This is a genomic window from Ensifer sp. EB106-03-01-XG145, assembly GCF_058792075.1.
Map to the genome: position 1 here is coordinate 1,731,893 of NZ_JBYTEC010000001.1, position 19,861 is coordinate 1,751,753.

Below are 19,861 nucleotides of genomic sequence, written 5' to 3' on the forward strand. Positions count from 1 at the left end.
GAGTGCAATCCGGAGTTTTGTTCGCAGATGCGCGAACCACGGTGGGTTGGCGGCGACTATGCCGGAAAGGCGACATTTCCGAAAGCGGCAGATTTTCGCATTCCGGCGGCTGACAGCCGCGGGTTCCGCTAAAGTTTTCTTCAAACTTCCTGTTTAACCGTGCTTCGGGAAACGGAACTTTTTCAAGCACATGCCAAACGCCAACCTTCTTCTCTTCGTCGGCGAGGCGCTGGTCTACGTTACGGCGATGATCGGGCTGCTGCATCTTCGCGCCCGTTTGGGGCTTGGCGTCTTCGTCGCCGCACTCGGCGTCATGCACTTCATCGAGACCTATCTCGCCGCAGTCTTCTATGTGCAATTGCCGTTCGGCGTGATCTCGCCAGGCTCTGCTGTGCTTTTCTCCGGCAAGTTGATGATGATCCTGCTGCTCTATGTGAAGGAAGACGCGGCAACTGTTCGCCAGCCGATCTACGGGCTGCTCGCCGGCAACTTCCTGACGGTGGCACTGAGCCTTCTGTTGCGCCAGCACGACACCGTAGCGATCGTGGCGGAGCGGTCCGCCGACCTCGCCTTCATCGATGAGATGGGCTGGCTGATGGTCTGGGGCACGACCATCCTCTATTTCGATTCGCTGATGATCATTCTGCTTTACGAGCGGCTGGGCCGGTGGTTGCGGCGCTTCGTGACGCTCCGATTTCTCATCTGCGGCGTTGTCGTGCTGACATTCGATCAGGCTGCTTTCTATGCGGCACTTCGCTGGTGGAACGGTGCACCCTTCGAGGTCTTCTGGGGTGGTTGGATGGCGAAGATGCTGGCAGCACCCTTCTATGCGATCGCGATCGGACTTTATCTCAATGCCTCGCGCCATCCGTTCCTGGCGATGTCGGACCGGCCGCTTGGCGATATCTTCAATGCATTGACGTTCCGCGAACGCTACGAGGACCTGCTGTCACGGTCCGGTCAGGATACGCTGACGGGTTCGCTCGATCGCAGCCGGTTCGAGATCGAAGCGCCGGCAATGCTGCGCGCGGCGAGCGCCGACAATGCGGCCGTCACCTTGATGATCATCGACGTCGACCATTTCAAGGGCGTCAACGACCGCTTCGGCCACCAGGAGGGCGACCGCGTTCTGCAGCGGCTGGTCGAGACGGTGAAGTCGAAATTGCGTCCGGTCGACCGACTGTTTCGATATGGTGGCGAGGAGTTCGTGATCCTTTGCCCGGCAATGGCCCATGGCGATGCCTTGCGGCGCGCGGACGAGATTCGCGTTGCCGTGTCGGATCGCGTCTCGACCCCGGACGGACGGTCGGTGACCGCAAGCATCGGTCTATCGTCGACGCCGGACGACGGGGCGGCGATCGAGAGCCTGTTGTCGGAGGCAGATCTTCGGCTCTACGCCGCCAAGGGACGGGGCCGCGACTGCGTCGTCGGCCGTTAGGCTGCATTCATTCCTTCAAATGCCGACATTCGGCCGGTCGATCACTTCTCGCAGCGAGAAGCTGGAATTGATCTTGACCACATGGGGCAGCGCCGAGAGCCAGTCGCGGTGGATGCGCTCGTAGTCCTGAAGGTCCTTGGCCGCGACCCTCAGGATGTAGTCGTACTCGCCTGACATCAGATAGCAGACGAGTACGTTCGGACAGAGCTTCACCGCCGCTTCGAACTCGGCGAGCGTCTTGGCGAACTGGCCCGACAGCGAAATATGGACGATCACCATGATCTGGTAGTCGAGCGCCTTATGGGCGATGCGGGCATGATAGCCGGCGATCGTTCCTGATTTTTCCAGGATATCGACTCGTCGCGAACAGGCGGACGGAGAGAGCCCGACCTTCGCCGCGAGGTCGGCATTCGAGATGCGGCCGTTCTGCTGGAGAATGCGCAGAATCGCATGATCGATGGCATCGAGTTCGCTCATTCGTGTTTTCCCTCAATCATGCGTCACTTCACGCAATATTCTTCGAAATCAATGCGCCCCGGGTTTCGTCTTTGCAAGGACATTCGATTCACGGCGTGTTTTGCTGAATGCCTCGTCAAAGTGGCGAAAAGCCCATAACAGGAGAGGAACGCGAGGATGCGTGTCGGTTGCCCGAAGGAAATCAAAAACCATGAATATAGAGTCGGCCTGACGCCCGGCTCGGTGCGTGAATATGTTGCCCATGGCCACGAGGTGATCGTGGAAACCAAGGCCGGGGCAGGGATAGGCGCGGATGACGATTCTTACCGTGCCGCTGGCGCGAAGATTGTCGCGACGGCAAAGGAAGTGTTCGAAAGGTCGGACATGATCGTCAAGGTCAAGGAGCCACAGCCCTCCGAATGGGTGCAGCTCCGCGAAGGCCAGATTCTCTATACCTACCTGCATCTTGCGCCCGATCCGGAACAGACCAAGGGTCTGCTCAAATCCGGCGTCACGGCGATCGCCTATGAGACCGTCACCGACGATCGCGGCGGTCTGCCGCTGCTTGCGCCGATGTCCGAGGTTGCCGGACGCCTGGCCATCCAGGCAGGCGCGACGTCGCTGCAGAAGGCCAATGGCGGCCGCGGTATCCTGCTCGGCGGCGTGCCGGGTGTGCTGCCGGCCAAGGTGACCGTCATCGGCGGTGGCGTCGTCGGCCTGCATGCGGCGCGTATGGCTGCCGGGCTTGGCGCCGACGTCTCCATTATCGATCGCTCGATCCCGCGCCTGCGCCAACTCGACGATCTCTTCGCCGGCCGCGTGCATACACGCTACTCGACCATCGACGCACTGGAAGAGGAAGTCTTCTCCGCCGATCTGGTAATCGGGGCGGTGCTCATCCCGGGGGCTGCGGCGCCGAAGCTCGTGACCCGCGAAATGCTGACCGGCATGAAGAAGGGGGCCGTCATCGTTGACGTCGCGATCGACCAGGGCGGCTGCTTCGAGACATCCCACGCGACGACGCATTCCGACCCGACCTACGAGGTCGATGGCATCGTGCATTATTGCGTGGCGAACATGCCGGGCGCCGTGCCGGTGACCTCTGCGCATGCGCTCAACAACGCCACGCTGCACTACGGCCTGCAGCTCGCGGACAAGGGCCTGAAGGCGATTGCCGAGGATCGGCATCTGCGTGCCGGTCTGAACGTTCATCGCGGACGCGTCACCAACGCGCCGGTGGCCGAAGCGCTCGGTTATGATGCCTTTGCGCCCGAGGCGGTGCTAAGCGTCGCCTGACGGAATGATGCTTTCGGCCCGGCATCAATGCCGGGCCGAATTTGGTGGTCAGGTCAGCTCGATCCGGCACTGGTAACAATTGTTCTTGGCCGAACGCACATGCACGGAGGCAACGTCCGGTCGGGCCAGCAGTTCTTCCGCTCGCGCTTGCAACTGCTCCGTCGGAACGACACCGCCGGTCCCGTAGACGATCCGTTCGTTCTCGCCATAACCGCGCAGCAGATAGCTGACACTCGAAGCCAAGATCGGCGGAAGCGTATCGCCGTCATGCGCCGGACATTCCTCGGCATGCATGAACACAGGGCCGGTCTCCGCATAGGGTTGCAACGACGAAAACGGCCGCAGGGCGAAGATCAGATAGGGCTCGCCGGCTCCGACATTGCGCAGGCAGTGCCGGCAGGGCACGCCGTCACCATCGGATATCTCTCGCTCCGGCCGGTTGCCATAGGCATCCGGCCCGCCGTCGCGGATCCGCCGCGCTTCGTCGTCGGACATTGGAATGTAGCGCAACGTCATGGCGCATCTCCTTGATCGGTTTGATTGTTCGATCAGGAGATTGCGCCGGTCGCGATCGTTTCGACACCCGGAACTTGCCGGGCGAGATGCGTCAGAGATTTTTCGCCAGGGTCAGCAGTTCGTCGTCGGTCAAAGGTTCGACCGTGGTCTCACGGGTGGCGACCGGCGAGAAGCCGAATTGCTGGTAAAGCTGCAGTGCGCGGGGGTGATCCAGATTGTTGGTCGTTACCGTCAGCTTGCTCGGGTTCAGCGCCCAGGCGGCAAACAGCGTCTGGAGCAGGAACCACTTGCCGAGGCCAAGCCCGAGCGCATGTTCCATCAGCCCGAAATGGACAAGCTCGACGACGTCGTCCTCGCCCTGGTGCAGCTCGAAGAAGCCGGCCGGCGCGCCGTTGACATAGAGCACCGTGACACTCGTGCGCTTGTCGCCGAGCACGGCGGCGAGTTCCTCGTCGTTCATCCGCAGCCGCTCGGTCCAGTGCCAGCGGCGGCCGACACGCAGGTACAAGAAGCGATAGTAGCTGAGCGGGATGTCCGAGACACGCAGGATCGCCGTCTGGATATTGACCGGCATCGGCAGGCTCTGCTTCGGCGGTGCCGTCATCTCGAGTTCGGTTACATGCGCTGTCAGGGAGGCGAGCTTTGGCGAGCGCATGATATCACTCTCGACCGGTTACGATCGTCGTGTCTGCGCGGCCACCCCACTCCGACCAGGAACCGTCATAGAGCGTGTTGTCCGTGTGGCCGAGCGATTGCAGCGCCAGCGTGATGATGGCGGCGGTGACACCGGAGCCGCAGGTCGTAACGACAGGTTTGGAAAGATCGACGCCGGCGTCGGCGAAAGTTTGGCGAAGCGTCGCGAGATCCTTGAACTTTCCGTTTTCCGAGAAAGTACCGGAGGGAAGGCTGTGCGCGCCGGGCATATGGCCCGAGCGCATGCCGGCACGCGGCTCCGGCTCCTCGCCATAGAACCGTCCGGCACCGCGGGCATCGGCGATCTGGATCGAGCGATCGGCAACGATTTCCGTCATCCGCGCGAAGGAGGTCACGGCCGCCGGATTGAAATTGACGTTGAACGTTACCGGCTTGGGTGAGGGTACCTCGGTGCTGACGGGGCGCCCCTCCGTGTTCCAGCCGTCCATGCCGCCGTCGAGCACGTAGACGTTCCTGGCGCCCATGATGCGCAGCATCCACCACACGCGTGGAGCGGTCATGATGCCGGGACCATCGTAGACGACGATCGTGTCCTTTTCGCTGACGCCCAGCGCACCAACCGCCGAGGCAAAGGCTTCCGGCGAGGGCAGGGTGTGAGGCAGGCCACTCGTGTGGTCGGCAATAACGTCCTGATCGAAGAAGACGGCACCGGGAATGTGCCCGGCATCGTATTCCGCCTTCGGGTTGCGGTTCTGGGCCGGCAGGTACCAGGCGGCGTCGAGGATCCGTATCGAGGGATCGCCGAGGCGCTCCTGCAGCCAATCAGCCGATACGACAAAGGCGCTTTTGTTGTTGGTCACGGTCGCAACTCCCTACTCAAACTGATGCGCGATCTTCGGGCATGCCGAAGCGGATACGGAACCGACGGTTCTCCTTACCCTTTTTCTCGATCTTGGCGATGTGGATGGCGCCCACTTCCTGCGTTTCCGACACATGGGTACCGCCGCAGGGTTGGCTGTCGATCGCCGAGTTTTCGCCGATACAGACAAGGCTGACGCGCCCAAGGCCAACAGGCGGACACACATTCTTCGATTTGACGACGCCGGGATTGGCGGCGAGTTCCTCGTCGGTGATCCACTGGACGTAGACAGGATGGTTTTCTTCGACGAGCTTCATCAGCGCCGTGGTGACGTCGTCCCTGTCGATCGTCTCGCTCATGTCGAAATCGACACGGCTCTCGTCTTCGCCGACCGAGGCTCCGGTGATCGGGAAGGGGCAGACGACCGAGAGCAGATGGCAGGCGGTGTGCATGCGCATCAGGCGATAGCGGCGGGGCCAGTCGATATGCAGAACGAGTTTCTCGCCAACAGCCGGTACCGACTGCCCTTCGGCCGGCACATGGACGATGATATCCTTGGTTTCGCCGTGACGGGCGACCGCGATGTCGATCCGGCTGCCGTCGGCCCGCTCCAGAAAGCCGGTGTCGCCGGGCTGGCCACCGGAGGTTGCATAGAAGCAGGTTTGATCCAGTTCGATCCCGCCATCTTCCAGAATTCCGGTGACGCTTGCTTCGCAGGTCGAGAGGTAGAAATCGTCTCGGAAAAGGGCGGTCACGGTCCTGGTCATCGCATTCCTATCCAACTGATTCGTATGGCACCGCAATGTGGGAAGACGTCTTCAACCAGCTTGGCACCGGCAGCCCCTTGGAGGCCAGGAAGTCCGGATTGAAGAGTTTCGACTGATAGCGGTTACCATAGTCGCAGAGGATCGTCACGATCGTATGTCCCGGGCCGAGCTCCCTGGCGAGACGAACGGCACCGGCGATGTTGATGCCCGTCGAACCGCCGACGCAAATGCCTTCGCGCTCGATCAGGTCGAAGACATAGGGGACCGCTTCCGAATCGGGAATCTGGTAGGAGAAATCCGGCGTGAAGCCCTCGAGATTGGCGGTGATGCGGCCCTGGCCGATGCCCTCGGTGATCGAGCTGCCCTCGGACTTCAGTTCGCCGTTGGTATAGAAGTTGTAGAGTGCCGCCCCTTGCGGATCCGCAAGGCCGATCTTGATCGCCGGGTTCTTCGCCTTCAGCCCCTGTCCAACGCCGGCGAGCGTGCCGCCGGAGCCGACGGCGCAGATGAAGCCATCGACCTTGCCGTCCGTGTCGCGCCAGATCTCCGGCGCCGTGGTTTCGACGTGCGCGTCACGGTTGGCGACGTTGTCGAACTGGTTGGCCCAGATGGCGCCGTTCGGCTCGGTCTTCGCCAGTTGCTCGGCGAGCCGGCCGGAGATCTTCACGTAGTTGTTGGGGTTCTTGTAGGGAACGGCCGGCACTTCGACGAGCTCGGCGCCAAGCAGCCGCAAGGCGTCCTTCTTTTCCTGGCTCTGGGTTTCCGGAATGACGATGACGGTGCGATAGCCAAGTGCCTGGCCGACCAGCGCGAGCCCGATGCCGGTGTTGCCGGCCGTGCCTTCGACGATGACCCCGCCCGGGCGCAACTGTCCGCTCCGTTCCGCTTGCCGGATGATCCAGAGTGCGGCGCGGTCTTTCACCGATTGCCCCGGATTGAGGAACTCGGCCTTGCCGAGGATGTCGCAGCCCGTGGCCTCCGACACGGCCTTCAGCCGAATCAAGGGTGTGTTGCCGATCGCTTCGAGGACGGACGGTAGGATGGCCATTTTCAGAACCTCGTGTTTGAGGACAGGCGCCGGGGCAGGGCGACACGTACCAGGGAAATACGAACGGCGGCTGACGAAAATCAACAACGATCCCGGACCGCCGAAATGTTGGCGTGTTTTCGGCTCAGCCTGCACTTCAGGCAAGAAATAGCGTTTCGCCGCCGCTCTGTCCCGAACAAAAATCGTCTCCAAGGCATGTGGGGCTCAGCGGCAAGGAGCGTTGCCGCGATGAAGGGCCGGGCAAGTCTTTTTCGCCCACAAGGAGATGCGTGCGTGTTTCCCGGCGCGTGCCGAGGAGTGAGTGATGAGTATTCAGTCTGCGAAATCCGAACATAAACTGGCTTGGGTTACCGGCGCGAGCGCGGGTATCGGGCGGGCGCTGGCGCTCAAGTTGGTGCGCGAAGGCTATTCGGTGGTCGTCACCGCCAGAAGTCACGAGAAGCTGGTGGACCTGCAGCATGAGGCGGCGGGTGACGGAAGGATCACGGTTCTCGACGGCGACGTCACCGACCCAAAGGACATGGAGCGCGTGTTGGCTGCGATCGAGTACGATCATGGCCACCTGTCATTGGTGATCCTCAATGCCGGAGTGGCCGTCCCGGTGCGAGGCGATGATCTCCATCGCGAAGCCTTCGAGAAGAGTTTCGCAGTCAATCTCAATGGGGTGGTCAACTGCCTGCTGCCGGCCGTCGCGCATATGAAGGCGCAGGGCTTCGGCCACATCGCCATCGTGTCTTCCGTCGCCGGCTATGGCGGATTGCCCACCAGCGCCGCCTACGGTGCCTCCAAGGCTGCGCTGATCAATATGGCCGAAAGCCTCAAGTTTGATCTCGATCGGATCGGCATCCGCCTGCAGATCATCTGCCCCGGCTTTGTCGATACGCCCGGCACCGCACGAATCCGCTTTCCGCGCCCGGCTCTCGTCACCTCCGAACAGGCGGCGGATCGCATCATCGCGGGTTTGAAGTCCCGACGCTTCGAAATCACCTTTCCGCGGCATTTCACCTATGCGGTGAAGCTCATGCGTCTGCTGCCCTATAGCCTCTATTTCGCTCTTATCAGGCGGCTGACGGGTGTCGTGACCGAGGCAAGAGAAGCGAAGAAGCACGCCGGTTCCGGCGAGCATCGGCGTCAGGCCGTGTGAAGCACCAGCACGGCGCCGAAGATGAGGCCAAGCCCGACCCAGCCGATCGGCTTCAGTTTCTGTCCGAAGAGCAGCCGTCCGCAGATGGCCGTTCCGAAGATGCCGGTCGCGCCAAGCACGGCATAGGCGATAGCGAGTTCCATGCCCTTGATGGCCTCGGCAAGCAGCGCGAAGGCGGCAAGCACCAGCAGGATGGAGAGGGCGCCCCAGCCGCGTCGGGCAAACCCTTCCGATTTCGTCGAGGCGAGGTTGGCGGCGACATCGAGGATGCCTGCCATCACGGCCAAGGCGAAGTAGATGCTAGGCGCGCTCATTGGCTGCTCCTTCCACCGCGGCTTCGGCTTCGTCATGGCGTTCGCCGGCATTGACGAGCAATATGCCGACGATCGCCATCGAAAGCCCCAGCATTTCGCGTCCGGTCAACACATGGCCGAAGACGAAGACGGAAACCAGCGTGATGATCGCGACGCCTGAACCTTCCCATATCGCATAGGCGACGCCAACGGAGATCGTCTTCACGGCCTTGGCCAGGAAGACGTAGGAAAGCGCGATCGAGACATACATGACGATGTGGCCGAGATAAGAGCCGCTCGAAGAGGCGGCCTTCATCACCGTCAGCCCCACCACTTCGGTCGCGATGGCGAGCGCGAGGAAAAACCATGCAAGGCGCATGCGGAACCTTCAAAAGAGAATTGGAACGACCGCCTCTTAAGCGCAACGCGTGACGCGGTAAAGACGCGCGATGCGCATCCCTATTCGAAGACGATTTGCCGGACATCGATGTTGCGGGCGCGAAAGCCGGCTTCGCAGTAGTAGAAATAGAACTCCCACAGCCGCTTGAAGCGCAGGTCGAAGCCGAGCGGCTCGATCCTGTTCCAGACCGACCAGAAGCGCTCGCGCCATTCGCCGAGTGTCCGGGCGTAATCGATGCCGAAGCCGAAATCGTTGATCATGCGCAGGCCGACATGGCGGCCAAGGTCGATGAGATGTTCGCGCGTCGGCAGCATTCCGCCCGGGAAAACGTATTTCTGGATGAAGTCCGGATTGGCGCGGTATTCCTCATAGGCTTCGGGCTTGATGGTGATGATCTGCAGGCCGGCCTTGCCGCCGGGCTTCAGGCATCGCTTGAGCTGTGAGAAATAGGTCGCCCAGAACTTTTCGCCGACCGCCTCGAACATTTCGATCGAGACGATGCGGTCATAGGTGCCTTTTTCCTCGCGGTAGTCCTGGAATTTCAGTTCGACGCGGTCGGCAAGGCCAGCCCGGTGGATGCGTTCGCGGGCGAAGGCCAGTTGCTCGCGGCTGATCGTCAACCCGGTCACCTTGCAGCCGATCTCGCTCGCCGCGAATTCCGCAAAGCCTCCCCAGCCGCAGCCGATCTCCAGCACGTGGTCGCCGGCGCGCAGGTTGATGGCTTCCGCCAGTGCGCGATATTTGGCCGCCTGCGCGGAGCGAAGGTCGTTGGCACCGGTGGCGTAGAGTGCGGACGAATAGGTCATGCTCGGATCCAGCCATTCGCTGTAGAAGGCGTTGCCGAGGTCGTAGTGAGCGGAGATGTTGCGGCGTGCGCCGGACTTCGTATTGGCATTCCGCCAATGCAGGAACTTTTCGACAAGGTGAAGCAGGCCGCGCGCCCGGTTCGGGAAGTGCTTGCCGATCTCGGCATTGACGAGGAAGAGCTCGAGAAAAGCGCCGACATCGGGACTGTCCCAGTCGCCGTCGATATAGCTTTCGGCCGCCCCGATCGTGCCGCCTGTCACGGCGCGTTGCGGCAGGTTCCAGTTGTTCAAGGTGAGGATCGCGCTTGGGCCCGCTCTCTTGCCCCTGATCACCAGTTTGCGGCCATCCGGCACCGTGAGCATCAATGTCCCGGCCTGAAGATGCACGAGCGCGCTGAGCACCATGCGTGCCTTCAATGGGAAATCCCGCAGGACCATCGAGAGATTCTCGGCGGAAAGCTCCTGTGCGCCGTTGAACGCGGCGAGACTTGCTTCCAGCTCACGCATACACCACCCCCTCAGCTGTTGCATCCGTAAGGTGAGCCTAGCGGCAATCGCTCGAGACGCCAACCATGGATTTCTACCGGGGGCCTGTATCCGTTACGGTTCTCTCGGCGGGCTTGTGATCTCGCGGAACGCTGCAAGCGCCCGATCCCGCGCAAGGGCGTGGTCGACGATCGGCTTTGGATAGGTTGCGCCAAGCTCGATGCCGGCGCCCGAAAGCACGGCAGCCGGAGCCGCAAAGGGGCGATGGATGTAGCGTGGCTCAAGCCGATCGAGTTCCGGTATGAATCGCTTCACATAGGCTCCATCCGGGTCGAATTTTTCGCCTTGGAGAACAGGATTGAAAATCCGGAAGAACGGCGCAGCATCCGCGCCCGACCCAGCGACCCATTGCCAGCTTGCGGCGTTGTTGGCCGGATCCGCATCCACGAGGGTGTCGCGAAACCAATGCTCGCCTTTCCGCCAGTCGATCAGCAGGTCCTTGATGAGGAACGAGGCGGCGATCATGCGCACGCGATTGTGCATGTAGCCATGCCGCCAGAGCTGTCGCATGCCGGCGTCCACGATCGGGAATCCGGTCAAACCCTTGGTCCAGCGGGAAAAATCGCCGTCGTCGTTCAGCCAGCGGAAACGATCGAACCGGCGATCGAGATTGCGACGCGGGAGTTCGGGATAGTGAAACAACAGATGGTAGGAGAATTCGCGCCACGCGATCTCCTTGCGAAAGGTGGCAACACCTTCACCGCCATCGGTCTCGATTCCCTGCGTCGCGTGCCAGACCTGCGCTGGCGAGATTTCTCCGAAGGCGAGGTGAGGAGAGAGCAGGGATGTGCCGTCAGCCTCTGGACGGTCCCGGCGCACTTTGTAGTCTGCAAGCTTTTCGTCGATAAATTCGTCGAGGCGGGTGGTCGCGCCTTTTTCCCCCGGCATCCATATTTCACTGAACGTCGCTGCCCAGTTCGGTTTCGTTGGCAGAAGCGACCACGCGTCAAGCTGTTCTGAAGCGGGCCAGCTTTCCGGCGTCGCGATCTTTTGCGGCTCGTCGATCGGCGGATCCGGCTCAACCTTCGCTTCGAGCGCGCGCCAGAAAGGCGTGAAGACGCGATAGGGCCTACCGGTCGTCGTCAACAAGCGCATGGGTTCGTGCAGCAATTGCCCGGCAAAGCTCTCGGCCGCGATGCCCTGAGCTGCGAGTGCTTTCTTCAGGGCCGTATCGGTGGCGATGCCGCACGGGTCGTAGCGGCGATTCCAATGGACGCGCTTCGCTCCCGATAGGCGCGCCATCTCGCTGAGGACGTCCAGTGGGTCGCCGGAGCGGAGAATGAGTCGCGAGCCGATCCGGCCCAGTCGAGCCCCCAACGCTTCCAGCGAATGGTGCAGCCACCATTGCTGCGCCGTGCCCAGCGGACCGTTGCCGCTTTCGTTCGGCTCCCGGATATAGAGCGGAATGACGGCAGCCTCATTGGCCGCAGCCGCAAGGGCCCTGTTGTCGCCAAGGCGCAGGTCCTTGCGGAACCAGACGATGATGGGCGCCGCCTTTGTCATAGGTGCTATCTAGGACTGGGATTGATCACCGGGGGAACTTAGGTGCAAAATGAAAAAAGAGCCATTCGCATTTCTGCAAATGGCTCTTTTCGAAACTGGCTCCCCGGGCCGGATTCGAACCGGCGACCTGTCGATTAACAGTCGAATGCTCTACCGCTGAGCTACCAGGGATCATCCGCGCCGCTGTTTCGCTGTGCGCTTCAGAAGTGAGGCTGCTAATACGCATGCTTTTCCGATTTGCCAAGCGGTTTTTTCAAAAAAAATGACAAGTTCGGTTGCCAGGCTGTGGAGAAGTCCCCAATTGTGGGAAAAGATGCCGGATAGGGAATGATGAATAAAAACAGGAAGCAGACGCATTTCGGGATTGATCCGCAGACGCGTCAGATCGTGCTCGGGAAGTGGCGCATCACGCTGCCGGAATCGCCACTGCTGCGTATCCTGTTGGGCTCGCTCCTGATCTTCTTTGGTTTTCTCGGCTTTCTGCCGGTGCTCGGCTTCTGGATGATACCGTTGGGCCTCATCGTGCTTTCGCACGATATCCCATCCGTCCGCCGTCGCCGGCGTCGGCTGGCTGTCTGGTGGGCGCGCTGGCGCGGACGAGCCAATTCTTCGAACGGCTCGTGAACCGGAGCTATTGCGGTCAACCGTCCCGGATGCCTCGGCTTCGATTCTCTGCCAATTGATTCCCAGCGAAGCGGCTGAACCCTTTGTTGAGGGAGGCCGCCGAAAACTTTTCGGCAACCCATCAAACGCATAATGCGGTCGCGAATCAGGATGGGGACGCATGGCCAAAGCCACTACGAAACGTCGAAGCCGGAATTCCGGTCGGAGCAGGGGCAAACAAGGCGGTATGGCGCCGTGGTATCTGGCCGCCGCACTCACTGTCGGCGGCGTGGTCGCTTACGATCATCGCGCCGAACTGAAACATTGGCCGGTGGTATCGGACGTGGTCGCGTCCACGTCCCGACACGAGTCGAGGCCGAAGCCCGTTCGTGTCGCGCAGAAAGCGGACGAGCGTCCCGCGCAACAGGCGGAGAAGCGGAAGCCGAATCCGGTGACAAGAGTTGCCCTTGCCGCTCCGGTGCCGTCCGTTGACGTCGGCGCCAAGGCGCCGACACCCGTGGTGCGGCCCAGTGAGGAAGTGAAGACGGCATCCGTTCGCACGGATCAGTTTTATTTCTGCGGGATTCGCAACGACAACTGCGTGATCGACGGCGCCACCTTCCTGTACCACGGCGAAACGATCCGCGTCGCAGACGTCGATGCGCCGCGTATTCGCCAGGCAAGCTGCGACAAGGAACGTTCGCGCGGCTTCTATGCCAAGCAGCGCCTGCGCGAATTGTTGAATGCGGGTGACTTCAGGCTGGAAACGGCGAGCGGCCGTCAGGATGCCAAGGCCGGTGAAAAGCTGCGGCTGGTCACCCGCGGCGACCAGTCTATCGGGCGTGTGCTCGTATCCGAGGGGCTGGTGCGGCCGTGGACAGGACACGCGACGCCCTGGTGTTGAGGCCACCCCAGATGCGATCGGCGGAGGTTCGCGATCGCTCTGTGGAAAGTATCCGTCTTACAAATCGACGGCGCGTTTTTCGGAAAATGCCTCTTGCGGTTTTTCTGCAATCATTCTAAATCCGCGCCAACGCTCGGTTATCCGAGCTGTGAGGCCTCGTGGCGGAGTGGTGACGCAGAGGACTGCAAATCCTTGTACCCCGGTTCAATTCCGGGCGAGGCCTCCAATAACTCTCACCTCATTTTAGTGCGGATAGACGTTCTGCCTCAGGGCAGAGCGATTGTGTGTGTTTGCCTCCACACGCCCGCACAAGCCACGTCTTCTAAGCCACTATCGGATCTTATCGCTTCGGTGAAATCGGTAGAGGGGGAACGATGACTCCGCTGACATCAGCCGCATCGGTAGCGTCCGTCATCATCAAAACGGAGGCAATGGCATATATGAAGACGAAACTTGTCCTGACGGCCTTGGCCCTCTTCGCTGCGACCACATTTGAGGCGCAGGCAGAGGATCTGGTTTTCAAGCTGAAGAACAACACGGGCGCAGTGCTGACGAACTTCTATACGTCGCCTGTGGGCGTCAACGAGTGGGAAGACGATGTTTTCGGCCGGCAGGTGCTGAACCCAGGGGAAGACATGGAGATCACCATCGCCGACGGCCGGGAGGTCTGCAAGTACGACATGCGCTTCGAGTTCGAAGAAGGCTCCGGCCTCGATACGACCGAAGACATGCAGGACCTCTGCGAGCTCGGCGAGTACACCATCCACGAGTAAGAGGCGTGCCTTCAGGTCGCCTTCAATAAACAGAGCCTCGCAGCCGCAAGCGGTGGCGAGGCTCGGTCGGATGCCAGGTTTCCCTCGGAATCAGTGGTAGCGGCGGATCAGCCCGACGAGCTTGCCCTGGATCTTCACCCGATCGGGCCCAAAAATCCTTGTTTCGTAGGCAGGGTTCGCGGCTTCGAGCGCGATCGATGCGCCCTTGCGCCGGAAGCGCTTCAGCGTCGCTTCCTCATCATCCACGAGCGCCACGATGATATCGCCGGGATTGGCCGTATTGCCATTGCGGATGATCACGGTGTCGCCGTCGAAGATGCCGGCTTCGATCATCGAATCGCCCTTGACTTCGAGAGCGTAGTGTTCGCCGTTGCCGATCATGTCGAGCGGAACGGTAATGTCGTGCGTGTTATTCTGGATGGCCGAGATCGGCACACCGGCAGCGATGCGGCCCATGACCGGCACGGAAACCGATGTGTTGTCGGCCACGGGCGCGGGCTTCGGCGGTGCGGCAGGAGCGGCCACTGGCGGCTTGCCGAGGCTGCCCTCGATCACGCTGGGCGAGAAGCCGCGGCGGGGCTGCTGCTGGCTGGATACGTAAGCCTCCGGAAGCTTGATGACCTCGAGCGCGCGAGCCCGGTTCGGCAGACGGCGAATGAACCCGCGTTCTTCGAGTGCCGTGATCAGGCGGTGAATGCCGGACTTCGACGCCAGGTCGAGCGCATCCTTCATTTCATCGAAAGATGGTGGGACGCCCGACTCCTTCATGCGTTCGTGAATGAAGAGAAGCAATTCCTGTTGCTTGCGGGTCAGCATGGCACGTCGCTCCCAGAGGCGTGAAACAAATCAAGAACAGACACTATCTGTTCCATATGTGTTCCGCAAGTGCCTAAAATTCCGTGAACTCAGACAATTGGCGCGTCTGTGCGTGTCGATTGGTCACTTTTACGGGAGCAGAGCGGCTTTGGGCGATGATCGTGCCCAAACGGAGGGCGGCGGCGTAGCGCATTACGCGACGCACGGCGATTCGAACGAATCGCGAGCGTTTTTGTGCAAAGAGGCTAGGCCGGCTGCGTGGCGGCGCACGCGTCTTCGAATTCCTTCACCGTCTCGGCGCTGTTGTCTTCTGGAAGTACGGCATCCGCCGCATCGGTCGCGACCGGCCTGTCGCCATCATAGACGAACGACTGGATGTAGAACGCGATCGCACCCTTCCACACCTTGCGTCCATCGATCTGATGGCATGGCACGGCGCTCTCGAAATCGGTCTGAAGTTCGTCCACCGTGGCGGCGCTGAGCTTGACGTCAGGCATATTAGGCGATGCGACTATCGAAGCGAGAAGCAGGGCGGCAAGCACGGTGATCGTCCACTTTGATGCAAGGGTGGGACTACGGGGCGGTTAACGATGTGAACCGCGCTTTCGTTCCGAAGTCCAGCAAGCTTGGCGATCACTGTCATGTGTTCAACAGCTCTTTGGGTGCAGGCTGTGGCCGTTTTGCGCCAGGGGCACGCAGCGGCGAAGCCGCCTCAGCCTGGCGCGCCGTCCTTGCCGCAATCGCATGGGTTGCGCCAAGTCGCGGCCTCGCTACGGGCGTGCACAAATCCGTGTTGTGAAGATGTCGCACGTCTCGACAGGTAGTAAAAAAACGATAACTTTGCGGGAAAAATGGGGTGATTGCATGCGTAGATTGTCGTTGGCGGTTCTCTGTCTGTTGGTGGCGGCGGGAGCGGCCTCTGCTGAAGAAGGGCGTTCGAATATCTGGAAGGAGGTCAATGCCTGGACGGTGGGCTCCGATCCGTCCTTGGGCGGCTCGTGCTATGCGGCGACGAGCTACGACGCCGGAATGATCCTTCGAATCGGCTTTTACCCGAGAGGATCGGCGAACCTGGCGTTTCTTTCGATCGGCAATGCCGACTGGAAATCGATCGAGCCGCAGCGGGAGTATGACGTCGCCTTGCAGCTCGACCGTGGCCGCCAGTGGCCGGCTGTCGCGTTCGGCGTGGACCTCACAGGCTCGAAGGCTCTGGTCGTCAACTTCTCCAACACCGACTTCTTCACCGAATTCGTGCGCAAGAACACGCTGGCGCTGGCGTTCGAAGGGCGCGTCGTGGCGAGCCTCAGCCTGCGCGATTCGATGAAGGCCGTCAGCGAGATGTTCAAATGCCAGGAGGCGGTGATTGCGTTGATGCCAAACGGCGGGCAGGGGGCGGCCGCCGATCCGTTTGCGGGCGCCGGCGGGAATGCGCCAAACAATGACCCCTTTGCTGGCGGCGGCCAGACCAAGTCGTCGAAAGATCCCTTTGCCATGTGATCTTTGGCGTGAGCGTCGGTCCGCGGGGAGAGGTGAATATTCCTAAAATTTTGCATGGGTGCGGGTCACCCACCCTCGACAGTCACGCGGCGACCTATCAAAATGCGGGCAAACGGGGGTTTTGCATGCGTAGATTGCTGTTCGGGTTGGTGAGCTGTCTGATGGCCACGGGACCGGCCGTGGCTGAGGAGTCCGAGATCATCAAATGGAAGGAAGTCGGCGGCTGGACCGTTGCTTCCGACACGTCGATGGAAGGCTCGTGTTTCATCACGTCGATATTCGAAGGCGGAATCAGGCTGCGCCTGGGGTTCTATCCCAAGGGCTCCGAATCGCCACTCTACATGAGTTTCGCCAGCGACGACTGGAAGTCGCTCGAGGTCGGCAAGGACTATGACCTGACGTTCCGCTTCGACAAGAGCGATCCCTGGAGTGCGGCGGCGACCGCCGCCGGCGACGAGAGCGGCAAGTTCCTGTTCGTGAACGTCACCGATGCGGAATTCCTGACGGGGTTCGTGCGCAAAAGGACGTTGGCGATCGCCTTTGACGATCGCGTTGTCGCAAACCTCAGTCTGCGCGGCACCGGCCCGGCGGCGGAAGAACTCCTGAAATGCCAGCGAGCCGTGGATGAGATCATCGCCGACGAGGGCCGCAAATCCAAGGAGAAGAAGTCCGATCCGTTCAACGCGCCGAGCGAGAAACGCTCAGCGCGTGATCCGTTCAGCCTCTAACCTGCGGCTTGAGTGAAAGGCGGAGGGCCCAGTCGTCGTCTGCCCGAGGCGAACCACACGGCGCTGACGCCTGCCGACAAGCGCTCGTTAAAATGAAGCACCGCCAGGGATGGCGGTCCATCGTCGGACTATATTTCTTGGGAAAATGGCGGACAGGGTGGGATTCGAACCCACGGTACGGTTTCCCGTACGCTGGTTTTCAAGACCAGAGCCTTAAACCACTCGGCCACCTGTCCTTGCCTGAAGTCGCAGTCAACTGCTTACCGGGCACGGCGTTATTGCGCGAAGCCCTGTCGCTTTGCAAGATTTAACATGCGTCGCTGAAAGATTTTCTCGATGGCCGGACTGGAGTGCGCGGGCACGCTCCGCCGGTAACCATCTGTAAACCATAACGCATGAAATCCGGCGCTGATCTGTGGATGAGTTCGCATTTTCGCCTTGTTGCTGTCATGTTTAATCGACTGTTCCGTTTCGGGACGCCGAGATTCCCGCTGGGGGCACGAGCGGAAGGTTTCGAGTACGGCTTATTCGATCGATGTTGTGGGACAGATGACATCCAGTAAAAATGCGGCATATCTGGTCAAGGGACTGCGCCTTGCGGCAATTCCTGCGCTGTGCGTAACGCTCGCGGCCTGCGGATCCACGTCGAGCATCAAAAAGAAGCCGCGGGGCAAGGAATACTTCGCCGAATCCGTTTACGGCGTGAAGGCGAGCCCGCGCGTTGCCACCGGTAACAACATCCCCAAGGGCGGCGGACGCTATCAGGTCGGCAAGGCCTATCAGGTCAAGGGCAAGTGGTATCAGCCGAGGGAAGACTTCGGCTACAACAAGACCGGTACGGCTTCCTGGTACGGCTCGGCCTTTCATGGTCGCCTGACCGCCAACGGCGAGGTCTATGACAAGGCCCATCTGTCGGCCGCCCATCCGACGTTCCCGCTGCCGAGCTACGCGCGCGTCACCAACATGGAAAACGGTACGTCCGTCATTGTGCGCGTCAACGATCGCGGCCCCTATGAATTCGGCCGGATCATCGACGTTTCCTCGAAGACGGCCGACATGCTCGATATCAAGCGCAAGGGCAGCGCGCAGGTGCGCGTGCAATATGTCGGCCGCGCGCCGCTTGAAGGCAACGACATGCCCTATCTGATGGCGTCCTACGTTCAGAAGGGCGAACGTGGCCCGAGCGTGATGCCGGAAGGCCAGATCGCGACCGGCGTAATGGTCGCCTCCAACGAGCCGTTCCGCAAACAGAGCCTTGGCACGATCACCGTCCCCGCAAAGGCCTCGCTCGATGTTGGCGAACCGGTGACGGCGCTCGCAGCTCCCGTGCCGCAGTTCGCCCAGCCGCAATCGCTGAACGAGTTCGTGATGCTGCCGGAAATCGGCCCGATCCCGCGTGAGCGGCCCGAGTTCATCCCGATGCCCGATGGCAACATGGCCTATGCTGCAGCTTACGTCGAAGTCCGCGTCAGCGACGCCGAATCGCCGTTTGAAGCGATTATGGTCGACCGGAAGCAGCTTACCCCCCAAGTGATTGTCGATTACGCCAAGCGCCAGAAAGCAAGCGGTTCTGTCCGTTAACCGCAGGCGGCGTTGTGCCAAAATGACCACGCTGCTATGCCCAAGGGGAAACCGGAGTTTCCCATGCGCATGAAGATGTTTTCGGCGGTGTTTTTCGGCGTTGCGCTGTTTACAGGCGCCGTATTCGCGCAGACACCGGCGCCCGCTTTCGATACCAAGGCAAAGCAGATCCTGCTTGTCGATGCCGAAACCGGCACCGTGCTTTTCTCACGCGCCGAAAATCAACCGATACCGCCTGCATCGCTCGCCAAATTGATGACGATGGAGGTCGTGGCCGAGGCTCTCGGCAAGGGCGAGCTTTCCGCCGAAACCACCTTCGAGGTGTCCGAGCACGCCTGGCGCACCGGCGGTGCGCCCGCCGGCACCTCGACGATGTTTGCCGCATTGAAATCCCGCATCCGCGTCGCCGACCTCCTGCAGGGTGTGGCGGTCCAGCTTGCCAACGATGCCTGCATTATCCTTGCTGAAGGCATGACCGGGAATGAGGGCGCTTTTGCCGAGCGGATGACGGCGCGCGCGCGCGAGCTTGGCATGCCGGTTGCGACGTTCCGCAATGCCACTGGGCTCCCGGATCCCGGCAACCAGATCACGATGAGCGAACTGGTAACGCTCATTCGGCACCTCCACGAGGCACATCCCGATCTCTACAGGCTCTATTCGCAGCCGGAGTTCGAATGGAACAAGATCCTGCAACGCAATAAGAACCCGCTGATCGCGGCCAATATCGGTGTGGACGGCCTGGCGACCGGCTTTGCCGAAGGCTTCGGTTTCTCCCTGGCCGCTTCGCTGCAGCGCGGCGACCGCCGGGTCTATCTCGCCATGGGCGGTCTCGAAACCGACAAGGAGCGCATCGAGGAGAGCCGCAAGGTGCTCGATTGGGCAATGACCGCCTTCGAGAAGAAGCGGATTTTTGCCGACGGGGAGGCGATTGGCGAAGCGGCCGTCTATGGCGGCGATGCCGCCCACGTCGCCTTGGTTGCCGGCGGTCCGGTCGACGTGCTTTTGCCGGTCGACAATCCGGAACGGCTGACGGCGCGGATCGTCTATAAGTGGCCCTTGCGGGCGCCGGTAACTGCGGGGACGGAAGTCGGCGTCGTCAAATTGTGGAACGGCGAGAAGCTGCTGCGCGAAGTGCCGGTCAAGACCGCCAACGCCGTCGGGCAGGGCACGCTGACCAGCCGTGCTCTCGATGCGCTGCAGGAACTGCTGTTTTTCTGGATTTAGCCGCAGCTG

Annotated in this window: 22 protein-coding genes and 3 tRNA genes; 11 read left to right on the forward strand and 14 right to left on the reverse strand. The window is 61.2% G+C overall.

Going from position 1 to position 19,861, the window contains the following annotated elements:
- Window positions 1–190: 190 nt before the first annotated feature.
- A complete protein-coding gene (locus tag AC3WWH_RS08445) occupies window positions 191–1,438 on the forward strand; it encodes a GGDEF domain-containing protein (RefSeq protein ID WP_058322477.1) in 1,248 nt (415 codons plus the stop codon).
- Window positions 1,439–1,453: 15 nt separating this feature from the next.
- Here AC3WWH_RS08445 and AC3WWH_RS08450 read toward each other — a convergent pair whose 3' ends face one another.
- Window positions 1,454–1,915, reverse strand: coding sequence for an Lrp/AsnC family transcriptional regulator (locus tag AC3WWH_RS08450; protein WP_057255972.1), 462 nt, complete (start codon window positions 1,913–1,915; stop codon window positions 1,454–1,456).
- A gap of 156 nt (window positions 1,916–2,071) precedes the next feature.
- On the opposite strand from AC3WWH_RS08450, the gene ald reads away from it, so the two are divergent.
- On the forward strand, window positions 2,072–3,190 hold the full coding sequence (gene ald / locus AC3WWH_RS08455; protein ID WP_058322478.1) for an alanine dehydrogenase: 1,119 nt from the start codon (window positions 2,072–2,074) through the stop codon (window positions 3,188–3,190).
- Between the two features lie 48 nt (window positions 3,191–3,238).
- On the opposite strand, the gene AC3WWH_RS08460 is transcribed toward ald, so the two are convergent.
- The 5 genes from AC3WWH_RS08460 to AC3WWH_RS08480 all read right to left on the reverse strand — a co-directional run bounded on the left by AC3WWH_RS08460 (window position 3,239) and on the right by AC3WWH_RS08480 (window position 7,034).
- On the reverse strand, window positions 3,239–3,706 hold the full coding sequence (locus AC3WWH_RS08460) for a DUF1203 domain-containing protein (RefSeq protein WP_058322479.1): 468 nt from the start codon (window positions 3,704–3,706) through the stop codon (window positions 3,239–3,241).
- A 91-nt stretch (window positions 3,707–3,797) separates the two neighbouring features.
- Window positions 3,798–4,361 (reverse strand): GNAT family N-acetyltransferase, encoded by a 564-nt coding sequence (locus tag AC3WWH_RS08465; RefSeq protein WP_058322480.1) that lies wholly within the window; start codon window positions 4,359–4,361, stop codon window positions 3,798–3,800.
- Between the two features lie 4 nt (window positions 4,362–4,365).
- Window positions 4,366–5,220 (reverse strand): 3-mercaptopyruvate sulfurtransferase, encoded by an 855-nt coding sequence (sseA, locus tag AC3WWH_RS08470; RefSeq protein WP_058322481.1) that lies wholly within the window; start codon window positions 5,218–5,220, stop codon window positions 4,366–4,368.
- 16 nt (window positions 5,221–5,236) lie between these two features.
- Window positions 5,237–5,986 (reverse strand): alanyl-tRNA editing protein, encoded by a 750-nt coding sequence (locus tag AC3WWH_RS08475; protein ID WP_058322482.1) that lies wholly within the window; start codon window positions 5,984–5,986, stop codon window positions 5,237–5,239.
- Window positions 5,987–5,993: 7 nt separating this feature from the next.
- Window positions 5,994–7,034 (reverse strand): cysteine synthase A, encoded by a 1,041-nt coding sequence (locus tag AC3WWH_RS08480; protein ID WP_058322483.1) that lies wholly within the window; start codon window positions 7,032–7,034, stop codon window positions 5,994–5,996.
- 304 nt (window positions 7,035–7,338) lie between these two features.
- Between AC3WWH_RS08480 and AC3WWH_RS08485 the strand changes: the two genes are divergently transcribed.
- Entirely contained in the window at window positions 7,339–8,178 is an 840-nt protein-coding gene (locus AC3WWH_RS08485; protein ID WP_058322484.1) for an SDR family NAD(P)-dependent oxidoreductase, read from the forward strand.
- Here the strand turns inward: AC3WWH_RS08485 and AC3WWH_RS08490 are convergent.
- From AC3WWH_RS08490 to AC3WWH_RS08510, 5 genes are all read right to left on the reverse strand, one after another.
- Entirely contained in the window at window positions 8,166–8,492 is a 327-nt protein-coding gene (locus AC3WWH_RS08490; protein ID WP_057255992.1) for an SMR family transporter, read from the reverse strand. The two genes, AC3WWH_RS08485 and AC3WWH_RS08490, sit on opposite strands and share 13 nt — an antisense overlap.
- The gene (locus tag AC3WWH_RS08495; protein WP_058322485.1) at window positions 8,479–8,850 is read right to left on the reverse strand and encodes an SMR family transporter; all 372 of its coding nucleotides are present in this window, start codon (window positions 8,848–8,850) and stop codon (window positions 8,479–8,481) included. The genes AC3WWH_RS08490 and AC3WWH_RS08495 overlap by 14 nt, the downstream gene beginning before the upstream one ends.
- 80 nt (window positions 8,851–8,930) lie before the next feature.
- The gene (locus AC3WWH_RS08500; RefSeq protein ID WP_113399351.1) at window positions 8,931–10,184 is read right to left on the reverse strand and encodes an SAM-dependent methyltransferase; all 1,254 of its coding nucleotides are present in this window, start codon (window positions 10,182–10,184) and stop codon (window positions 8,931–8,933) included.
- A 93-nt stretch (window positions 10,185–10,277) separates the two neighbouring features.
- Window positions 10,278–11,726, reverse strand: coding sequence for a cryptochrome/photolyase family protein (locus AC3WWH_RS08505; RefSeq protein WP_058322487.1), 1,449 nt, complete (start codon window positions 11,724–11,726; stop codon window positions 10,278–10,280).
- 96 nt (window positions 11,727–11,822) lie between these two features.
- Window positions 11,823–11,897: transfer RNA gene (locus AC3WWH_RS08510), tRNA-Asn, on the reverse strand.
- 159 nt (window positions 11,898–12,056) lie between these two features.
- Between AC3WWH_RS08510 and AC3WWH_RS08515 the strand changes: the two genes are divergently transcribed.
- The 4 genes from AC3WWH_RS08515 to AC3WWH_RS08530 all read left to right on the forward strand — a co-directional run bounded on the left by AC3WWH_RS08515 (window position 12,057) and on the right by AC3WWH_RS08530 (window position 14,006).
- A complete protein-coding gene (locus AC3WWH_RS08515; protein WP_058322504.1) occupies window positions 12,057–12,350 on the forward strand; it encodes a hypothetical protein in 294 nt (97 codons plus the stop codon).
- A 160-nt stretch (window positions 12,351–12,510) separates the two neighbouring features.
- The gene (locus AC3WWH_RS08520) at window positions 12,511–13,233 is read left to right on the forward strand and encodes a thermonuclease family protein (RefSeq protein WP_058322488.1); all 723 of its coding nucleotides are present in this window, start codon (window positions 12,511–12,513) and stop codon (window positions 13,231–13,233) included.
- 152 nt (window positions 13,234–13,385) lie between these two features.
- A tRNA-Cys gene (locus tag AC3WWH_RS08525) sits at window positions 13,386–13,459 on the forward strand.
- 214 nt (window positions 13,460–13,673) lie between these two features.
- Window positions 13,674–14,006, forward strand: a complete 333-nt coding sequence (locus AC3WWH_RS08530) for a hypothetical protein (RefSeq protein ID WP_058322505.1) — start codon at window positions 13,674–13,676, stop codon at window positions 14,004–14,006.
- Between the two features lie 90 nt (window positions 14,007–14,096).
- Here AC3WWH_RS08530 and lexA read toward each other — a convergent pair whose 3' ends face one another.
- Complete coding sequence (lexA, locus tag AC3WWH_RS08535; protein ID WP_058322489.1) at window positions 14,097–14,822, reverse strand: transcriptional repressor LexA; 726 nt, start codon at window positions 14,820–14,822, stop codon at window positions 14,097–14,099.
- A 245-nt stretch (window positions 14,823–15,067) separates the two neighbouring features.
- A complete protein-coding gene (locus AC3WWH_RS08540; protein ID WP_093232472.1) occupies window positions 15,068–15,364 on the reverse strand; it encodes a hypothetical protein in 297 nt (98 codons plus the stop codon).
- 259 nt (window positions 15,365–15,623) lie between these two features.
- Between AC3WWH_RS08540 and AC3WWH_RS08545 the strand changes: the two genes are divergently transcribed.
- Window positions 15,624–16,319, forward strand: coding sequence for a hypothetical protein (locus tag AC3WWH_RS08545; RefSeq protein WP_156433097.1), 696 nt, complete (start codon window positions 15,624–15,626; stop codon window positions 16,317–16,319).
- Between the two features lie 8 nt (window positions 16,320–16,327).
- On the forward strand, window positions 16,328–17,047 hold the full coding sequence (locus AC3WWH_RS08550; protein ID WP_156433098.1) for a hypothetical protein: 720 nt from the start codon (window positions 16,328–16,330) through the stop codon (window positions 17,045–17,047).
- Window positions 17,048–17,193: 146 nt separating this feature from the next.
- Here the strand turns inward: AC3WWH_RS08550 and AC3WWH_RS08555 are convergent.
- A tRNA-Ser gene (locus tag AC3WWH_RS08555) sits at window positions 17,194–17,283 on the reverse strand.
- 313 nt (window positions 17,284–17,596) lie between these two features.
- Here AC3WWH_RS08555 and AC3WWH_RS08560 point away from each other — a divergent pair.
- Together AC3WWH_RS08560 and AC3WWH_RS08565 are read left to right on the forward strand one after the other, a co-directional pair.
- On the forward strand, window positions 17,597–18,628 hold the full coding sequence (locus tag AC3WWH_RS08560) for a septal ring lytic transglycosylase RlpA family protein (protein ID WP_058322506.1): 1,032 nt from the start codon (window positions 17,597–17,599) through the stop codon (window positions 18,626–18,628).
- Window positions 18,629–18,691: 63 nt separating this feature from the next.
- Window positions 18,692–19,852, forward strand: coding sequence for a D-alanyl-D-alanine carboxypeptidase family protein (locus tag AC3WWH_RS08565; RefSeq protein ID WP_058322492.1), 1,161 nt, complete (start codon window positions 18,692–18,694; stop codon window positions 19,850–19,852).
- Window positions 19,853–19,861 lie beyond the last annotated feature (9 nt).